Source organism: Caulobacter sp. FWC26, from assembly GCF_002742645.2.
GTDB lineage: Bacteria > Pseudomonadota > Alphaproteobacteria > Caulobacterales > Caulobacteraceae > Caulobacter.
Genome location: NZ_CP033875.1, coordinates 3,329,952 through 3,344,008, shown reverse-complemented (window position 1 = coordinate 3,344,008; position 14,057 = coordinate 3,329,952). Strand labels below are relative to the sequence as shown.

The following is a 14,057-nucleotide window of genomic DNA, read 5'->3' as shown; positions in this document are numbered from 1 at the left end:
CTCACATGAAGCCCGCTCAGATCAAGCGTCCGACCGACAACTACAAAGGCATCGCCCGCATCGGCTATGCCGTCATCGCCTTCACCTTCGTGGGGGTCCTGGGCTGGGCCGCCTTCGCGCCGCTGGACAGCGCCGTGATCGCCAACGGCGTTGTCACCACGACCGCCAACCGCAAGACCATCCAGCACCTGGAAGGCGGCATGCTCAGCAAGATCCTAGTGCGCGAAGGCGAGCGGGTGAAGGCCGGGCAGGTGCTGTTCCAGCTGGACCCGACCCAGGTGAACGCCGCCGCCGGCATCACCCGCGCCCAGTACGTCGCCTTCCGCGCCCTCGAGGCCCGTCTCGTCGCCGAGCGCGATCAGCGCCCGACCATCAGCTTCCCGGCCGAGCTCCTGACCCAGCGCGCCGACCCGGTGGTGGCCCGCGCCCTCGCCGACGAACAGTCGCAGTTCGTCGAACGCCGCCAGACCATCCAGGGCCAGGTCGACCTGTTCAACGCCCAGCGCGATCAGTTCAAGAGCGAGATCGACGGCATCGACCGTCAGATCCAGGGGCTCAAGGAGCAACTCGGCTTCATCCAGGATGAGCTGGGCGATCTGCGCAAGATCTACGACAAGGGCCTGGTGCCCCGGCCGCGCCTGCTGGCGCTGGAGCGCGAGCAGGCCTCGCTGTCGGGCGCCATCGGCAAGCTCACCGCTGACCGGGCCAAGGCCATCCAGGGCATGGGCGAGACCCAGCTGAAGATCCGCCAGATCCGTCAGCAGTTCTTCGAACAGGTCAGCGAGGCGATCGCCGAGACCCGCGTCAAGCTGGCCGAGGTCAGCGAACGCGAAGTCGTCGCCGCCGACGCCCAGCGCCGCGTCAACATCGTCTCGCCGGTGAACGGCGTGGCCCAGGCCCTGCGCTTCTTCACCGAAGGCGCCGTGGTGCGTCCGGCCGAAGCGCTGGTCGATATCGCGCCCGACGAGCGCAGCTTCGAGATCCACGCCCAGTTTGCGCCGACCGACGTCGACAACATCCATGAGGGCATGGTCACCGAGGTGCGCCTGCCGTCGTTCCACTCGCGCGAGGTGCCGATCCTGAACGGCAAGATCATCTCGATCTCGCACGACCGCCTGACCGATCCGGAAGGCAAGGTGTCGTACTTCCTGGGCGTGGTGACGGTGGACATCAAGCAGTTGCCGCCGAACCTGCGGAGCCGCGTCACCGCCGGCATGCCGGCTCAGGTCATCGTCCCGACCGGCGAGCGCACCGTGCTGCAGTACCTGTTCTCGCCGCTGCGGGACACCCTGCGCACCACGATGCGCGAGGAGTAGTTTCGGGATTTCAACAGCCTGATTTCCCATGCTTTTCGGATGAGCGGCGTCGGCGATGGAAAATCGCCGGCGCTGCTTTCCATTCGCGGGCAATAGTGTAGTCAGGACCCTTCGTTGTTACTGGAGTCGGCGAAGACGCATGGCTAAGACGGCTTTGATCACCGGTGTGACCGGTCAGGACGGGGCGTACCTCGCCAAGCTGCTGTTGGAGAAGGGCTACACCGTCCACGGCATGCTGCGCCGCTCGGCTTCGGCCGACGTGATCGGCGACCGCCTGCGCTGGATCGGCGTGTATGACGACATCCAGTTCGAGCTTGGCGATCTTCTGGACGCCGGCGGCCTGGCGCGCCTAGTGCGCCGCCTGCAGCCCGACGAGGTCTACAACCTCGCCGCCCAGAGCTTTGTCGGCGCCTCGTGGGACCAGCCGCACCTGACCGGTTCGGTGACGGGCCTGGGCACGACCAACATGCTGGAAGCCGTGCGCCTGGAATGCCCGCAGGCCCGCTTCTACCAGGCCTCCTCGTCGGAGATGTACGGTCTGGTGCAGCATCCGATCCAGTCGGAGACGACGCCGTTCTATCCGCGCTCGCCCTACGCCGTGGCCAAGCTCTACGCCCACTGGATGACGGTGAACTACCGCGAGAGCTTCGGCCTGCACGCCTCGGCCGGCATCCTGTTCAACCACGAAAGCCCGCTGCGCGGCATCGAGTTCGTGACCCGCAAGGTCACCGACGCGGTGGCGGCCATCAAGCTGGGCCAGCAGAAGACGGTCGACCTCGGCAATCTCGACGCCCAGCGCGACTGGGGCCACGCCAAGGACTATGTCGAGGCCATGTGGCTGATGCTGCAACAGGAAACGCCGGACGACTACGTCGTCGCGACCGGCAAGACCTGGACCGTGCGCCAGATGTGCGAAGTGGCCTTCGCCCACGTCGGCCTGAACTATCAGGACCACGTGACGGTCAATCCGAAGTTCCTGCGTCCGGCCGAGGTGGACCTGCTGCTGGGTGATCCGGCCAAGGCCAAGGCCAAGCTGGGCTGGGAGCCGAAGACGACCATGCAGGAGATGATCGCCGAAATGGTCGACGCCGACATCGCCCGGCGTTCGCGCAACTGATGAGCGCCACCCTCGACATCGGGGGCGTCGTCATCATCGGCGGCGGCGGCCACGCCAAGGTGGCCATCGAGAGCTTGCGGGCTCGCGGGGAGACGGTGGCCGCCATCGTCGACGCCGATCCGACGCCCCGCCAGGTTCTGGGCGTTCCCGTGGTGGGCGACGACCTGGCGCTGCCGGGGCTGCGCGAGAAGGGGTTTTCGAGACTGTTCGTGGCGATCGGCGACAACCGGCTTCGTCAGAAGCTGGGGCGCAAAGCGCGCGAGCAAGGGTTTTCGCTGGTCAACGCCATCCATCCTTCGGCCGTGATCTCGCCGACTGCGCGTCTGGGCGAGGGGATCGCGGTGATGGCGGGGGTTGCGATCAATGCCGACAGCCGGATCGACGATCTGGCGATCATCAATACCGGGGCCGTGGTGGATCATGACTGCCGCCTGGCCGAAGCCTGCCATCTGGGGCCCGCCTCGGCGCTGGCCGGGGGGGTGACCGTGGGGGAGCGGGCTTTTCTCGGCGTGGGCGCCCGGGCCATACCCGGCGTGTCGATCGGCGCCGATACGATCGTCGGCGCCGGGGGCGTCGTCGTGCGTGACCTTCCGGACGCGGTCCTCGCGATCGGCGTGCCGGCCAAGATCAAAGGAGACCGTTCGTGAGTGACCTGCCGCGCATTTCCGTCGCCGCGCCGCGCCTGGACGGCAACGAGCGCGATTACGTGCTGGAGTGCCTGGACTCGACGTGGATCTCGTCGGCGGGCCGCTTCATCACCGATTTCGAACGCGCCTTCGCCGACTACTGCGGCGTGAAGCACGCGATCGCCTGCAACAACGGCACGACGGCCTTGCATCTCGCGCTGGTGGCCATGGGGATCGGGCCGGGCGACGAGGTGATCATCCCCAGCCTGACCTATATCGCCTCGTGCAACGCGGTGACCTATTGCGGCGGTACGGTGGTGCTGGTCGACAACGATCCGCGCACCTTCAACATCGATCCCGCGCTGATCGAGGCCAAGATCACGCCGCGCACCAAGGCCATCATGCCGGTGCACCTTTACGGCCAGGTCGCCGACATGGACCCGATCCTGGAGATCGCCAAGAAGCACGGCCTGATGGTCATCGAGGACGCTGCTGAAGCCGTCGGCGCGTCCTACAAGGGCAAGATGTCCGGCGCGCTGGGCGACTGCGCGACCTTCAGCTTCTTCGGCAACAAGATCATCACCACCGGCGAGGGCGGGATGATCACGACGAACAACGATGAACTGGCCGCGACGATGCGCCTGTACCGCAGCCAGGGCATGGACCCGAACCGCCGCTACTGGTTTCCCGTCGTTGGCTTCAACTATCGCATGACCAACATCCAGGCCGCGATCGGCTTGGCGCAGCTGGAACGGGTCGACGAGCACCTGGCCGCGCGCGAAAAGGTGGTGGCCTGGTACGAACAGAAGCTGGCGCGTCTGGGCAACCGGGTGATCAAGCCCCACGTGGAGTCGACCGGCCGTCACGTGTTCTGGATGTACACGGTGCGGCTGGGCGAAGGCCTTTCGACCTCTCGCGACCAGGTGATCAAGGATCTGGAGGCGATGGGCATCGAGAGCCGCCCTGTGTTCCATCCGATGCACATCATGCCGCCTTACGCCCATCTGGCCACGGACGACCTGAAGGTCGCCGAAGCCTGCGGCGCGGATGGCCTGAACCTGCCGACCCACGCCGGGCTGAGCGAGGCCGACATCGACCGCGTCGTCGCGGCGCTGGATCAGGTGCTGGTCTAGCCGATGCGCATCGTCCTGCTGTCCTCGATCGTGCCGTTCATCAACGGCGGGGCGCGCTTCATCGTCGAGTGGCTCGAGGAAAAGCTGGTCGAGGCCGGCCACGAGGTCGAGCGCTTCTATCTGCCGTTTGTCGACGATCCGAACGAGATCCTGCACCAGATCGCCGCTTGGCGGATGATGGACCTGACGCAGTGGTGCGACCGGGTGATCTGCTTCCGGCCGCCGGCCTATGTGGTGGACCACCCGAACAAGGTGCTGTGGTTCATCCACCATATCCGCACCTTCTACGACCTTTGGGACACGCCCTATCGCGGCATGCCTGACGACGCGCACTACCGCGCCGTTCGCGACAATCTCCGCGCGCTGGACACCCAGGCGATTTCCGAGGCGCGGGCGGTGTTCACCAACTCCCAGGTGGTGGCCGACCGCTTGAAGGCCTTCAATGGCCTGGACGCCACGCCGCTTTACCCGCCGATCTATCAGCCCGAACGCTTCAGCCACACCGGTTATGGCGACGAGATCGTCGCCATCTCTCGGCTGGAGCCGCACAAGCGCCAGGCGCTGATGATCGAGGCCATGCAGTACGTGAAGACCGGCGTGAAGCTGCGTCTGGCGGGCACGGCGTCCAGTCCCGAGTATGGCCGCCAGCTGGTGAAGATGACCCACGACCTGGGCGTGGCGGATCGGGTCATTCTCGAGGATCGCTGGATCAGCGAGGAAGAGAAGGCCGATATGCTCAAGCAGGCCTTGGCCGTGGCCTATCTGCCCAAGGACGAGGACAGCTACGGCTATCCCTCGCTGGAAGGCGCCCACGCCCGCAAGCCGGTGATCACGACAACCGACTCCGGCGGGGTGCTGGAACTGGTCGAGCATGGCCGTAACGGTCTGATCAGCGCGCCGGATGCACGCGCCTTGGCTGAGCAGTTCGACCGGCTGCATGCCGACAAGCTCGCTGTGGCCAAGATGGGGACCGCTTCGCTGAACCGGCTGGCCGAGATGAAGATCGACTGGAGCACCGTGGTGGAGCGCCTGACCTCGTGAGAACGCCCGCATGAAGGTTCTGGTCGTCAACAATGCCGCGCCGTTCCAGCGCGGCGGCGCCGAGGAGCTGGCCGACCATCTGGTCCGCCGCCTGAACGCCACGCCCGGCGTGCAGTCCGAGCTTGCCCGTGTCCCGTTCACCTGGGAACCGGCCGAGCGGCTGGTTGAGGAGATGCTGATCTCCAAGGGCATGCGGCTCTACAACGTGGATCGCGTGATCGGGCTGAAGTTCCCGGCCTATCTGATCCCGCACCACCAGAAGGTGCTGTGGCTGTTGCACCAGTTCCGCCAGGCTTATGACCTTTCGGAAGCGGGCCAGAGCCATCTGGATTTCGACGACACGGGCAGGGCGGTGAAGGCCGCGATTCACGCCGCCGACAACGCCTGCTTCGCCGAGTGCCGCAAGATCTACTGCAATTCTCCCGTCACCCAGAACCGCTTGATGAGGTTCAACGGGGTGAGCAGCGAGGTGCTTTATCCGCCCTTGAACGACGGGGAGCTGTTTACCGGCGGCGAGCATGGCGACTACGTCTTCGCCGGCGGTCGGGTCGCGGCGGGCAAGCGTCAGCATCTGCTGATCGAGGCCCTGGCCTTGCTGCCGGGAAGCCTGCGCCTGGTGATCGCGGGTCCGCCGGAGAACCAGGCCTACGCCGACCGCCTGACCAAGCTGGTCGAGGACCTGGACCTGAAGGACCGCGTCGATCTGCGCTTCGGTTTCCATCCCCGCGCCGACATCGCGCGCTGGGCCAATGGGGCGCTGGTCTGCGCCTATCTGCCCTTTGACGAGGACAGTGTGGGCTATGTGACGATGGAGGCTTTCGCTGCGGGCAAGGCCGTGCTCACTGTGACCGACTCCGGCGGGCTGCTGGAGATTGTCAGCGCCGACACCGGCGCGGTCGCCGAGCCAACGCCCCAAGCCTTGGCCGAGGCCCTCGAAGGTTTGACCGCAGACCGGGGGCGGGCGATATCGCTGGGGAAGGCGGCGCGCGATCTTTGGCGCGACAAGAATGTCACATGGGAAGAGACGGTCCGTCGTCTTCTTGATTAAGCCACAAATATTAGGTTGAAGGCCCTACGTCGGTCCTGCGCCGGAAGTCTAGGAAATGCGAGTGTTTGCTAAAACCCTGTCCATCCGGGCGTCCGTGATCGGTATCGTCGCGGCTTGCGCGGTCGCCGGCGGCGCTCAGGTTGCGAGCGCCGAGACGCTGGCGGACGCGATCACCGCCGCTTACCAGAGCAATCCGAACATCCAGGCCCAGCGCGCCGCCCTGCGCGCGCTTGACGAGAACTATACCCAGGCCCGCGCGGCCTACGGCCTTCAGGCCAACGCCCAGGTCGCGGAGGTCTATGGCTACCTGAAGGGGCCGAGCACGACCCCGTTTGGTAGCAACAAGCCCCTAGGCTTGGAGGCGGCGAGCCAGGTGAACCAACTCGGCCTGTCGCAATCGCTCTATACCAACGGCCGTTACGCGGCGCGGTTGGAAGGTGTTGAGGCCAAGATCAAGGCGTCACGCGAAAGCCTGCGTCGGATCGAGATGGATCTGCTGGTTCGGGTCACGAACGCCTATGTCACGGTGCGTCGAGACCGCGAGATCCTGCGCATCAGCCTCGGCGGCGAAGCATGGCTGCGCAAGCAACTCCAGGACACCGAGGACAAGTACGCCGTTCGCCAGGTGACCCTGACCGACGTACAGCAGGCCAAGGCGCGGCTTGCCTCGGCGAGCACCCAGGTCGTCAACGCCCAGGCTCAACTGAATCTGAGCATCGCCAACTACGCGGCGCTCGTCGGACACTTGCCGACCGAACTCGACCCCGAGCCGGACATCGACGACCTGCCGAAGGCGCTCGACGAGGCCTACAATCAGGCCGAAGCCAACAACCCGGTCGTGCTGTCGGCGATCTTTACGGAAAAGGCCTCACGGCTGGGCGTGGCCGAGGCCAGCGCTCAAAGGCTCTTCAGCGTCTCGGCGCGCTTCGACTACCGCAACGCGCCGACCTATCCCTACAGCGCCAAGATCCGTAACCGCGAGGATGCGATCTCCGCCAGCGTGACCCTGACCCAGCCCCTGTTCTCCGCCGGCCAGATCAATTCGACGATCCGGCAGACCCTGGAAGAGAACAATCGCGACAAGCTGCTGATCGACGATGCTCGCCGCAACATGGTCTACAGCGTGTCGGAGGCTTGGGAGCAACTGGTCGCGGCGCGCCGCTCGCTGGTCACGATCGAAGAGGAAATGAAGGCCAACACGATCGCCTTCTATGGCGTTCGTGAGGAAGAGCGCTTTGCCCTGCGCAGCACGATCGAGGTCCTGAACGCGCAGGCCGAACTGCAGAATTCCCAGCTCGGCTTCGTCCGTAGCCGGGCCAACGAGTATGTCTCGCGCGTCCAGCTGCTGTCGCAGATCGGTACGCTGGAAGTCGGCAACCTGGCGCCGGGGATCGCCCCGTATGATCCGGAGCGCAACTTCAAGAAGGTTCGTTACCGCGGCATGCTGCCCACGGATCTGATCGTCCAGACCCTGGACAAGGTTTCGCTGCCGCTGGCGGCAAAGAAGCCCGAAGCGGGCGACACCACGCCGATCCGTCCGCAGTCGTCGGAGCTGCCCGCCAAGCCCGTTTCGGCGGACAAGGTGGAGCCGCCGCCGTCGATCAACGACCTTCCGACCCTGAAGGACAGCGACGCGCCCATGACGACGGCGCCGAAGGGATAGAGCGCCAGGGGCGTCGGCTAGGATCTTGGAAGCCGCTCGCCCATCAGCGTGATCCAGGCGTCGCGATCGAACGAAACATGCTTGTTTCGTGCGGTCGCGGCCGACCATTGCTCGCGCAAGGTCTTGTCCGCGATCAGGGCGGCGAGCTGTTCGGCCGCATGGGCCACATCGGCGTCCGCCCATCGTCCGGAGCGATAGATCGGGCCGTCGCCCGCCACCGGAACCAGTTCGAAGCGCACCAACGCGCTCGAGCACTGGTCCATGAACTCGACGTTCGAGGACCAGCCCGTAGCGACGGTCGCCTTGCCCTGCCAGATGGCCTCCGCCAGCAAAAGCCCGTAGCCCTCGGATCGGTGCAGCGAGAGAACGATGTCGACGCTGGCGGTCAGCACCGCCATCTCTTCGCTTGTCAGATTGTCCGTCATCAGCCGGACCGAAGGGTCGTCGGCGACCTCGGCGGCGAGTGCGGCCAGCATTTCGGGATAGAGGTCGCCGCCCACCACCTTGCAGATCAGCAGCGCCGGCCCGCCAAGTTGCCGATTGGCGCGCTGGAAGGCGGCCAGCGCGGCGCGCGGGTTTTTCCGTTGGGCGGTCGACCTCAGATCAAAGGCGGTGAACACCACCACCCGATCCTCGGGCAGACCGAACCGACCGCGATCGGCGGGCGGGCGGGCGTTAAGGTAGATCGGGTAGGGCGCGGCGGAGACCTTGATGTGCTTCGGTGCGATCCGTCGAATGGCGTCCGCAGCGAATTCCGAAGGCGTCCACACCTCGTCAACGAAATCGAAGGCCGGCAGCCAATCCGCCGGCGCTTCCTCCAACTCCCAGGCCCAGTAGCCGATGTGGCGGCGTTCGCGCAGGAAGGCCGCCTCGGTTTGCAGCACCCACTCGATCAGTTCGGGCGGATTGACGTGCGAGATGACCACGCCCCGCTCTGTCTCGCCCGGCGGCGGCGTCGTCACAGGCATGTCGACTGGGAAGCCTACCCGCTCAGAAAGGTCCAACGCGCGGACGTCGACGCCGGCGTCGGCCAGTCCCCTGAGAAGCAGTCTGGCGCCCTCGCCAAGGCCATGCACTGCGCCGTGGAAGCCGACGACAGTCACCGGACCCGAGGTGTCCGACGGGCGGCGGCGCAAGACGCGCTTGGCCCCCGCGAAGGCCCGTCGCCGTTCTCGGGCCGACAGATAGTTTCGCCAACACGCCGACACGGCGTCCGCCGCCATCCTGGGCGCGCCAACGGTCAGGTGGGCCGACCGGCGGATCGGAGCGGGCAGGCCGCGCCAGAGGGTCAGCAAGCGAGAGATCATGTGTATTGGCGCGGAGCTGGATGTGAAATCTGACCGTCGATCTATAGCGAGCCGGGATCGAAATACGTCAAAAAAGCTTCGGTGCCGAAATTCGATTGCCAAGTCGCCGCGCGCAAAGGACTAATCGCCGGGCTTCGAGACCACTAGATTTCAAGGAACGCACGCGTGTCGACTGAGTGGAGCGCCGGCTATGTCACGGACGTCAATTATACATACGGCTATTATGGCGAGCTGAACCCGCTGCGGAGCCGGCTCCCGCTCCTGCTGGTGGGGCGCCACGCGCCCAAGATCGAGAACGCTTGCGAACTGGGATTTGGTCAGGGCCTGTCGGTGTCGATCCACGCCGCGGCTCAGCCGGGCGTCAAGTGGTACGGCACTGACTTCAACCCGGCTCATGCGGCCTTCGCCGCCGAGATGGGGCGGCTCTCGGGCGCGGACGCCAAGCTGTATGACGAGGCTTTCGCCGAGTTCTGCAATCGCGCCGACTTGCCGGATTTCGACTTCATCGGCCTGCACGGCATCTGGACCTGGATCTCGGACGCCAACCGGCATGTGCTGGTCGACTTCATCCGCCGCAAGCTGCGACCGGGCGGCGTGCTCTACATCTCGTACAACACCTTGCCGGGCTGGTCGGCCTCGGCGCCGATCCGTCACCTTATGAAGCATCATGCCGACGTCATGGGTGCGCCGGGGCAGGGCGTGATCGGTCAGACCGACGCCGCGCTGAACTTCATCGAGCAGTTCCTGGGGCTGGATCCGCTCTACGCGAAGGCCAATCCCGGCGGCGCCGACCGATTGAAGCGCATCAAGGAGCAGGATCGGCATTATCTCGCGCACGAGTACATGAACCGCGACTGGCACCCGATGTACTTCTCGGACGTCGAGAAGTGGCTGGGCGACGCCAAGGTGGGCTTTGCGTGTTCGGCCCACGTCCTGGACCTCCTGCACGAACTGAACCTGACGCCGCAGCAGTCGGAGTTCATGAAGGGCGTACCCAATGGCTCGCTTCGCGAAACGCTCCGCGATTTCTGCACCAATCAGCAGTTCCGCAGAGACTATTGGGTTCGCGGCGTACGCCAGTTGTCGGTGCATGAGCAGGCGAGCGCCATACGCCAAGAGCGGGTCATTCTGACCGTGGCGGAAAAGGACCTGCCGACCAAGGTCAGGGGCATTCTGGGCGAGGCGAACCTGGTCGATACGGTCTACCGCCCGCTCTTCGACCTGCTGCTGGATCACCGTCCGCATTCGGTCGCCGAAATCGAGACCCAACTCGCCAAGAGCAATATCCAGTTCCCGCAGATCACTTCGGCTCTGACGGTTCTGTTGGGGCTGGGCGTCCTGTCTTCCGTGGTGGCCGATGCCGATAGCGACGCGGCGAAAACCCGCACGAAGGCGCTGAACACCGCGATCGCTGGGCGGTCCTTGTCGACGGGCGAGATCGCCCACTTCGCTTCGCCGGTCACGGGCGGAGGTGTGACTGCGCCGCGGTTCTCCCAACTGTTCTGGCTGAGCCGGGAGCAAGGCGGCAAGACCGCCGACGACTGGGCCACCTTCGCGTATCAGACTCTGAGCGCGCAGGGGCAGTCGATCGTGAAGGAGGGGGTCACCCTGCAGGGCGAGGACAATCTCACCGAACTGAAGGCGCAAGCCAAAGCGTGGGAAGACAATGTCTTGCCGATCTGGACCGCGCTCGGCCTGTAAGGGGGCTATGCGCGCATAGCGTGTGCGCGGGCGGGGTGTGTTATGGCGACGCGAAGCGCCACGCAAGATTCTCGCGTGAGCGGCGAGAAAATGCCCAGACATCCCGCCCCGCTATTGCCTGATTTGTTCGTCTAAAATCTTAACCGGCATAGTTCTCGTTTTTCTGGACTACAGTTCGCGGCTAGAGTTGATCTTTCGATTTTCCGTTTAGGTCGCTATTCTCTCTGAGAGATTTTCAAATTGAGAGCTGTGCTTTGCTGGTTCGGCTCGTCGTTTTGTGGGCTTTGATATTTTGACCCCGCCGTCAGGAATCTGACAGCCCTCCGGCAATAGCGGAAGTTGCACTCCGAATTCACGGCGAAGTGTCGGATTCTCGTAGCAGAACGGTTGCGAACCGGCGCCGGTTGCGCTATGTAGGGAGGGTCTACCCACAAGACTTCCCATTAGCCCCGCCGGAGACCGAGTCACCGGCGGGGCTTATTGCATCTGGGCGGCGCTGGTTCGCTGTCTTGTCAACGCGGCGTGGTTAACCCCGTTCCTAGGGTTCAGCTTCCAACTTGGGACGAGCGTCAGAGCCGTTAGACCCGGTCTTCGGGCGCCTCTGCCGCCGAACGACCTGCGTGGTGCGGGCCGTGCACCACCGGTTGTCGCTCCAGGATTTGCCGGACCTTACGGACCGCCATTGAGGCGCGGCTCCGACGCTGTCGCCACAGCAGTAAGCCCATCGCGCCCAGCGTCGCGATCAGGAAGGGCAGCGGCCCGAGCAGCCAGACCGCCGCCGCCAGCGCGAAGTAGTAGGCCCGGACACCTGCATTGAACGCGGACAGGGCGGGGTTCAGGATTCCGCCAGCCGCCTCGGCGTATTCCGCCAGCACGGAGGGCGGGGACCACATCGGCGTCGCGCCGATTGCGGCCAAGCAGTAGTTCATCTGGCGAATGGCCCAGATGAAGTCGAGCAGACCCCGCGCCAGCGCCACCAGCACAAGGCCCAGCTTGATCTGGAACATCAACGGCGTCGTCTTGGCCAGGACGGCCAGGCCCTCGACGCTCTTCAGGGCGGTGTCGCCGCCGAACAGCACGCCTGCGGCGGCGGCGATCAGGATCAGGTTCGAAGAGGCGAAAAAGCTCGCTGAATTGATCGCGTGACCCAGGAGTTGGCCGTCCAGCAGCGCCACCTCACGCACCGCCATCTCCTGCATCCACCGGCGGCGGATCACCGTCATGTCGGTGTTCAGCACGCCGCCGCCCTCGCCAAGGCGCTTGAGCATCGTCTCGTACAGCATCCAGCAGCACGCGAAGACGGTGAGGGCGATGATGTCGAGCAACGGCATGGGTGAAGTCTAGACGCAGCCTGAGAGTCGGAAAACTGGCTTAGTCCTCATGGATGAGGCTGTGGCGACTGGTGTCCTTGAGGATGACCGAACAGAGCAGTCCCACGGTCATCACCGCGGCGACATACAGATAGAACGTACTTTCCAGGTTCTCATGCTTGAAGGCCAGGGCGACCATCTCGGCGGTGCCGCCGAACAGGACGTTGGCCAGGGCGTAGGGCAGGGCGACGCCCAGGGCGCGGATCTCCGCCGGGAACATCTCGGCCTTCACCACGGCGCTGATCGAGGTGTAGCAGGACTGAAACGCGACGCCGGCGAGGATCAGGGCCAGGGCCACACCGACCGAGGTTGACTGGCTGATGGCGGTCATGATCGGCCAGATGGTCAGGGCGCCGCCCCCAAACGCGATGATCAGCATCGGCTTGCGGCCAAAGCGGTCCGACAACCAGCCGGCCAGCGGCTGCATCAGCATGAAGGCGATCAGGCTGAGGGCGCTGACCTCGGACGCCTCCGCCTTGCTGAACCCGGCGGTGTTGACCAGGAACTTCTGCATATAGGTCGTGTAGACATAGAAGGTCAGCGACCCGCCGGCGGTCAGGCCCATGATCAGCAGGCTCTCGCGCGGATGGCGGCGGATCAGCGGCACGATCAGCGAGACGAAGAACAGGACCAGGAACGCCGCGCCCAGATACTGGGCGGCCTTCGCCGATGGTCCGCCGGTAAGCCCCAGGGCGGCCGCGACGATGGTCAGCAGCAAGAACACGGCCGCACTGGCGACCTGGGTCCGGGACAGGGTCTCACTCTGCGCGGGCCGCTTGAACGAGATGCTCTCCTCAAGCCCGCGACGGATCCAGAACACCACGACCGCCAGCAGGGCGCCGATGATGAACGGAACCCGCCAGGCCCAGGCCTTCAGGGCCTCTTCGCCCAGGGTGCGTTGCAGAATGATCAGAACGCCCAGCGCCAGCAGCTGGCCAGCGATCAGGGTCACATAGTGGAAGCTTGACCAGAAGCCGCGGCGGGCCTTCCCCGCCATCTCGCTCATATAGGTGGCGCTGGCCCCATACTCGCCGCCGACCGACAGCCCTTGCAGCACGCGGGCGAACAGCAGGATGGCGGGGGCCCACAGGCCTATGGTCTTGAAGTCCGGGGTGACGGCGATGATCAGGGCGCCGCCACACATCAGCGCCACAGAAACCGACAGCGCCGCGCGGCGACCCGCGTGATCGGCATAGAGGCCCATCAGCCAGGCGCCGATCGGGCGCGCGACGAACCCCAGGAAGAAGACCGCCGCCGCCTGCAGCAGCTGGACGGTCTGGTCGCCCTTAGGAAAGAAGGCGGGCGCGAAATAGAGGGTGAAGGCGGCGTAGGCGAACCAGTCGTACCATTCGACTAGATTGCCGGCCGAGCCGCCCAGGATCGCCCGGGCCCTGGCCATCGGCGTGAGGCGCGTGGCCTCGGCTGTCGCCGTCATGAAATCTCCCCCCTCAGTTCGAAGGGGGAGATTAGGCGAACGTCGTGTCAGGGCAAGGCGGTGCTAGATTCTGCCCATCAGCACCAGGATAATGAGGATCACGAGGATCAGGCCAAGGCCCCCACTGGGGAAGTAGCCCCACGAGCGGCTGTGGCCCCAGGTGGGCAGCGCGCCGATCAGGGCCAGGATCAGGATGATGATAAGGATCGTGCCAAGCATGGTCCGAGAGTTCCCTCCGAGCCCGCGTCAGCCACCGTGGCGACGCGAGGTCATGGGTTCGGAATTCGCGGCGCCGCTTGT

At 65.2% G+C, this 14,057-nt stretch carries 12 protein-coding genes; 8 read left to right on the top strand and 4 right to left on the bottom strand.

Features of this window, described 5'->3' with window-relative positions:
- Positions 1 to 5: 5 nt before the first annotated feature.
- The 7 genes from CSW63_RS17555 (at position 6) to CSW63_RS17525 (ending at position 7,944) form a co-directional block, all read left to right on the top strand.
- On the top strand, positions 6 to 1,316 hold the full coding sequence (locus CSW63_RS17555) for an HlyD family type I secretion periplasmic adaptor subunit (protein ID WP_099503193.1): 1,311 nt from the start codon (positions 6 to 8) through the stop codon (positions 1,314 to 1,316).
- Between the two features lie 139 nt (positions 1,317 to 1,455).
- Entirely contained in the window at positions 1,456 to 2,433 is a 978-nt protein-coding gene (gmd, locus tag CSW63_RS17550; protein WP_062097720.1) for a GDP-mannose 4,6-dehydratase, read from the top strand.
- A complete protein-coding gene (locus CSW63_RS17545) occupies positions 2,433 to 3,080 on the top strand; it encodes an acetyltransferase (protein WP_099503195.1) in 648 nt (215 codons plus the stop codon). Before gmd ends, CSW63_RS17545 begins: the two co-directional genes overlap by 1 nt.
- Positions 3,077 to 4,192, top strand: coding sequence for a DegT/DnrJ/EryC1/StrS aminotransferase family protein (locus CSW63_RS17540; RefSeq protein WP_099503197.1), 1,116 nt, complete (start codon positions 3,077 to 3,079; stop codon positions 4,190 to 4,192). Before CSW63_RS17545 ends, CSW63_RS17540 begins: the two co-directional genes overlap by 4 nt.
- A gap of 3 nt (positions 4,193 to 4,195) precedes the next feature.
- Complete coding sequence (locus CSW63_RS17535) at positions 4,196 to 5,233, top strand: glycosyltransferase family 4 protein (RefSeq protein ID WP_099503199.1); 1,038 nt, start codon at positions 4,196 to 4,198, stop codon at positions 5,231 to 5,233.
- Positions 5,234 to 5,243: 10 nt separating this feature from the next.
- Entirely contained in the window at positions 5,244 to 6,281 is a 1,038-nt protein-coding gene (locus CSW63_RS17530; protein ID WP_099503201.1) for a glycosyltransferase family 4 protein, read from the top strand.
- A 55-nt stretch (positions 6,282 to 6,336) separates the two neighbouring features.
- The gene (locus tag CSW63_RS17525) at positions 6,337 to 7,944 is read left to right on the top strand and encodes a TolC family protein (RefSeq protein WP_099503203.1); all 1,608 of its coding nucleotides are present in this window, start codon (positions 6,337 to 6,339) and stop codon (positions 7,942 to 7,944) included.
- Between the two features lie 17 nt (positions 7,945 to 7,961).
- Here the strand turns inward: CSW63_RS17525 and CSW63_RS17520 are convergent, their stop codons facing one another.
- Positions 7,962 to 9,251: a glycosyltransferase gene (locus tag CSW63_RS17520; protein ID WP_099503205.1), complete on the bottom strand. Its 1,290-nt coding sequence runs from the start codon at positions 9,249 to 9,251 to the stop codon at positions 7,962 to 7,964.
- Between the two features lie 165 nt (positions 9,252 to 9,416).
- Between CSW63_RS17520 and CSW63_RS17515 the strand changes: the two genes are divergently transcribed.
- Entirely contained in the window at positions 9,417 to 10,952 is a 1,536-nt protein-coding gene (locus CSW63_RS17515; RefSeq protein WP_099503207.1) for a class I SAM-dependent methyltransferase, read from the top strand.
- Between the two features lie 578 nt (positions 10,953 to 11,530).
- On the opposite strand, the gene CSW63_RS17510 is transcribed toward CSW63_RS17515, so the two are convergent.
- The 3 genes from CSW63_RS17510 to CSW63_RS17500 form a co-directional block, all read right to left on the bottom strand.
- On the bottom strand, positions 11,531 to 12,283 hold the full coding sequence (locus CSW63_RS17510) for a DUF599 domain-containing protein (RefSeq protein WP_099503209.1): 753 nt from the start codon (positions 12,281 to 12,283) through the stop codon (positions 11,531 to 11,533).
- A gap of 40 nt (positions 12,284 to 12,323) precedes the next feature.
- The gene (locus CSW63_RS17505; protein ID WP_099503211.1) at positions 12,324 to 13,757 is read right to left on the bottom strand and encodes an MFS transporter; all 1,434 of its coding nucleotides are present in this window, start codon (positions 13,755 to 13,757) and stop codon (positions 12,324 to 12,326) included.
- A gap of 63 nt (positions 13,758 to 13,820) precedes the next feature.
- Complete coding sequence (locus tag CSW63_RS17500; RefSeq protein ID WP_062097700.1) at positions 13,821 to 13,976, bottom strand: DUF3309 family protein; 156 nt, start codon at positions 13,974 to 13,976, stop codon at positions 13,821 to 13,823.
- Positions 13,977 to 14,057 lie beyond the last annotated feature (81 nt).

Excerpts from the sequence above, each read along its gene's own strand:
- CSW63_RS17530 (WP_099503201.1), top strand. The coding sequence starts at position 5,244 with ATGAAGGTTCTGGTCGTCAACAATGCCGCGCCGTTCCAGCGCGGCGGC.
- gmd (WP_062097720.1), top strand. The coding sequence starts at position 1,456 with ATGGCTAAGACGGCTTTGATCACCGGTGTGACCGGTCAGGACGGGGCG.
- CSW63_RS17505 (WP_099503211.1), bottom strand. The coding sequence starts at position 13,757 with ATGACGGCGACAGCCGAGGCCACGCGCCTCACGCCGATGGCCAGGGCC.
- CSW63_RS17545 (WP_099503195.1), top strand. The coding sequence starts at position 2,433 with ATGAGCGCCACCCTCGACATCGGGGGCGTCGTCATCATCGGCGGCGGC.
- CSW63_RS17520 (WP_099503205.1), bottom strand. The coding sequence starts at position 9,251 with ATGATCTCTCGCTTGCTGACCCTCTGGCGCGGCCTGCCCGCTCCGATC.
- CSW63_RS17500 (WP_062097700.1), bottom strand. The coding sequence starts at position 13,976 with ATGCTTGGCACGATCCTTATCATCATCCTGATCCTGGCCCTGATCGGC.
- CSW63_RS17525 (WP_099503203.1), top strand. The coding sequence starts at position 6,337 with ATGCGAGTGTTTGCTAAAACCCTGTCCATCCGGGCGTCCGTGATCGGT.
- CSW63_RS17510 (WP_099503209.1), bottom strand. The coding sequence starts at position 12,283 with ATGCCGTTGCTCGACATCATCGCCCTCACCGTCTTCGCGTGCTGCTGG.
- CSW63_RS17555 (WP_099503193.1), top strand. The coding sequence starts at position 6 with ATGAAGCCCGCTCAGATCAAGCGTCCGACCGACAACTACAAAGGCATC.
- CSW63_RS17535 (WP_099503199.1), top strand. The coding sequence starts at position 4,196 with ATGCGCATCGTCCTGCTGTCCTCGATCGTGCCGTTCATCAACGGCGGG.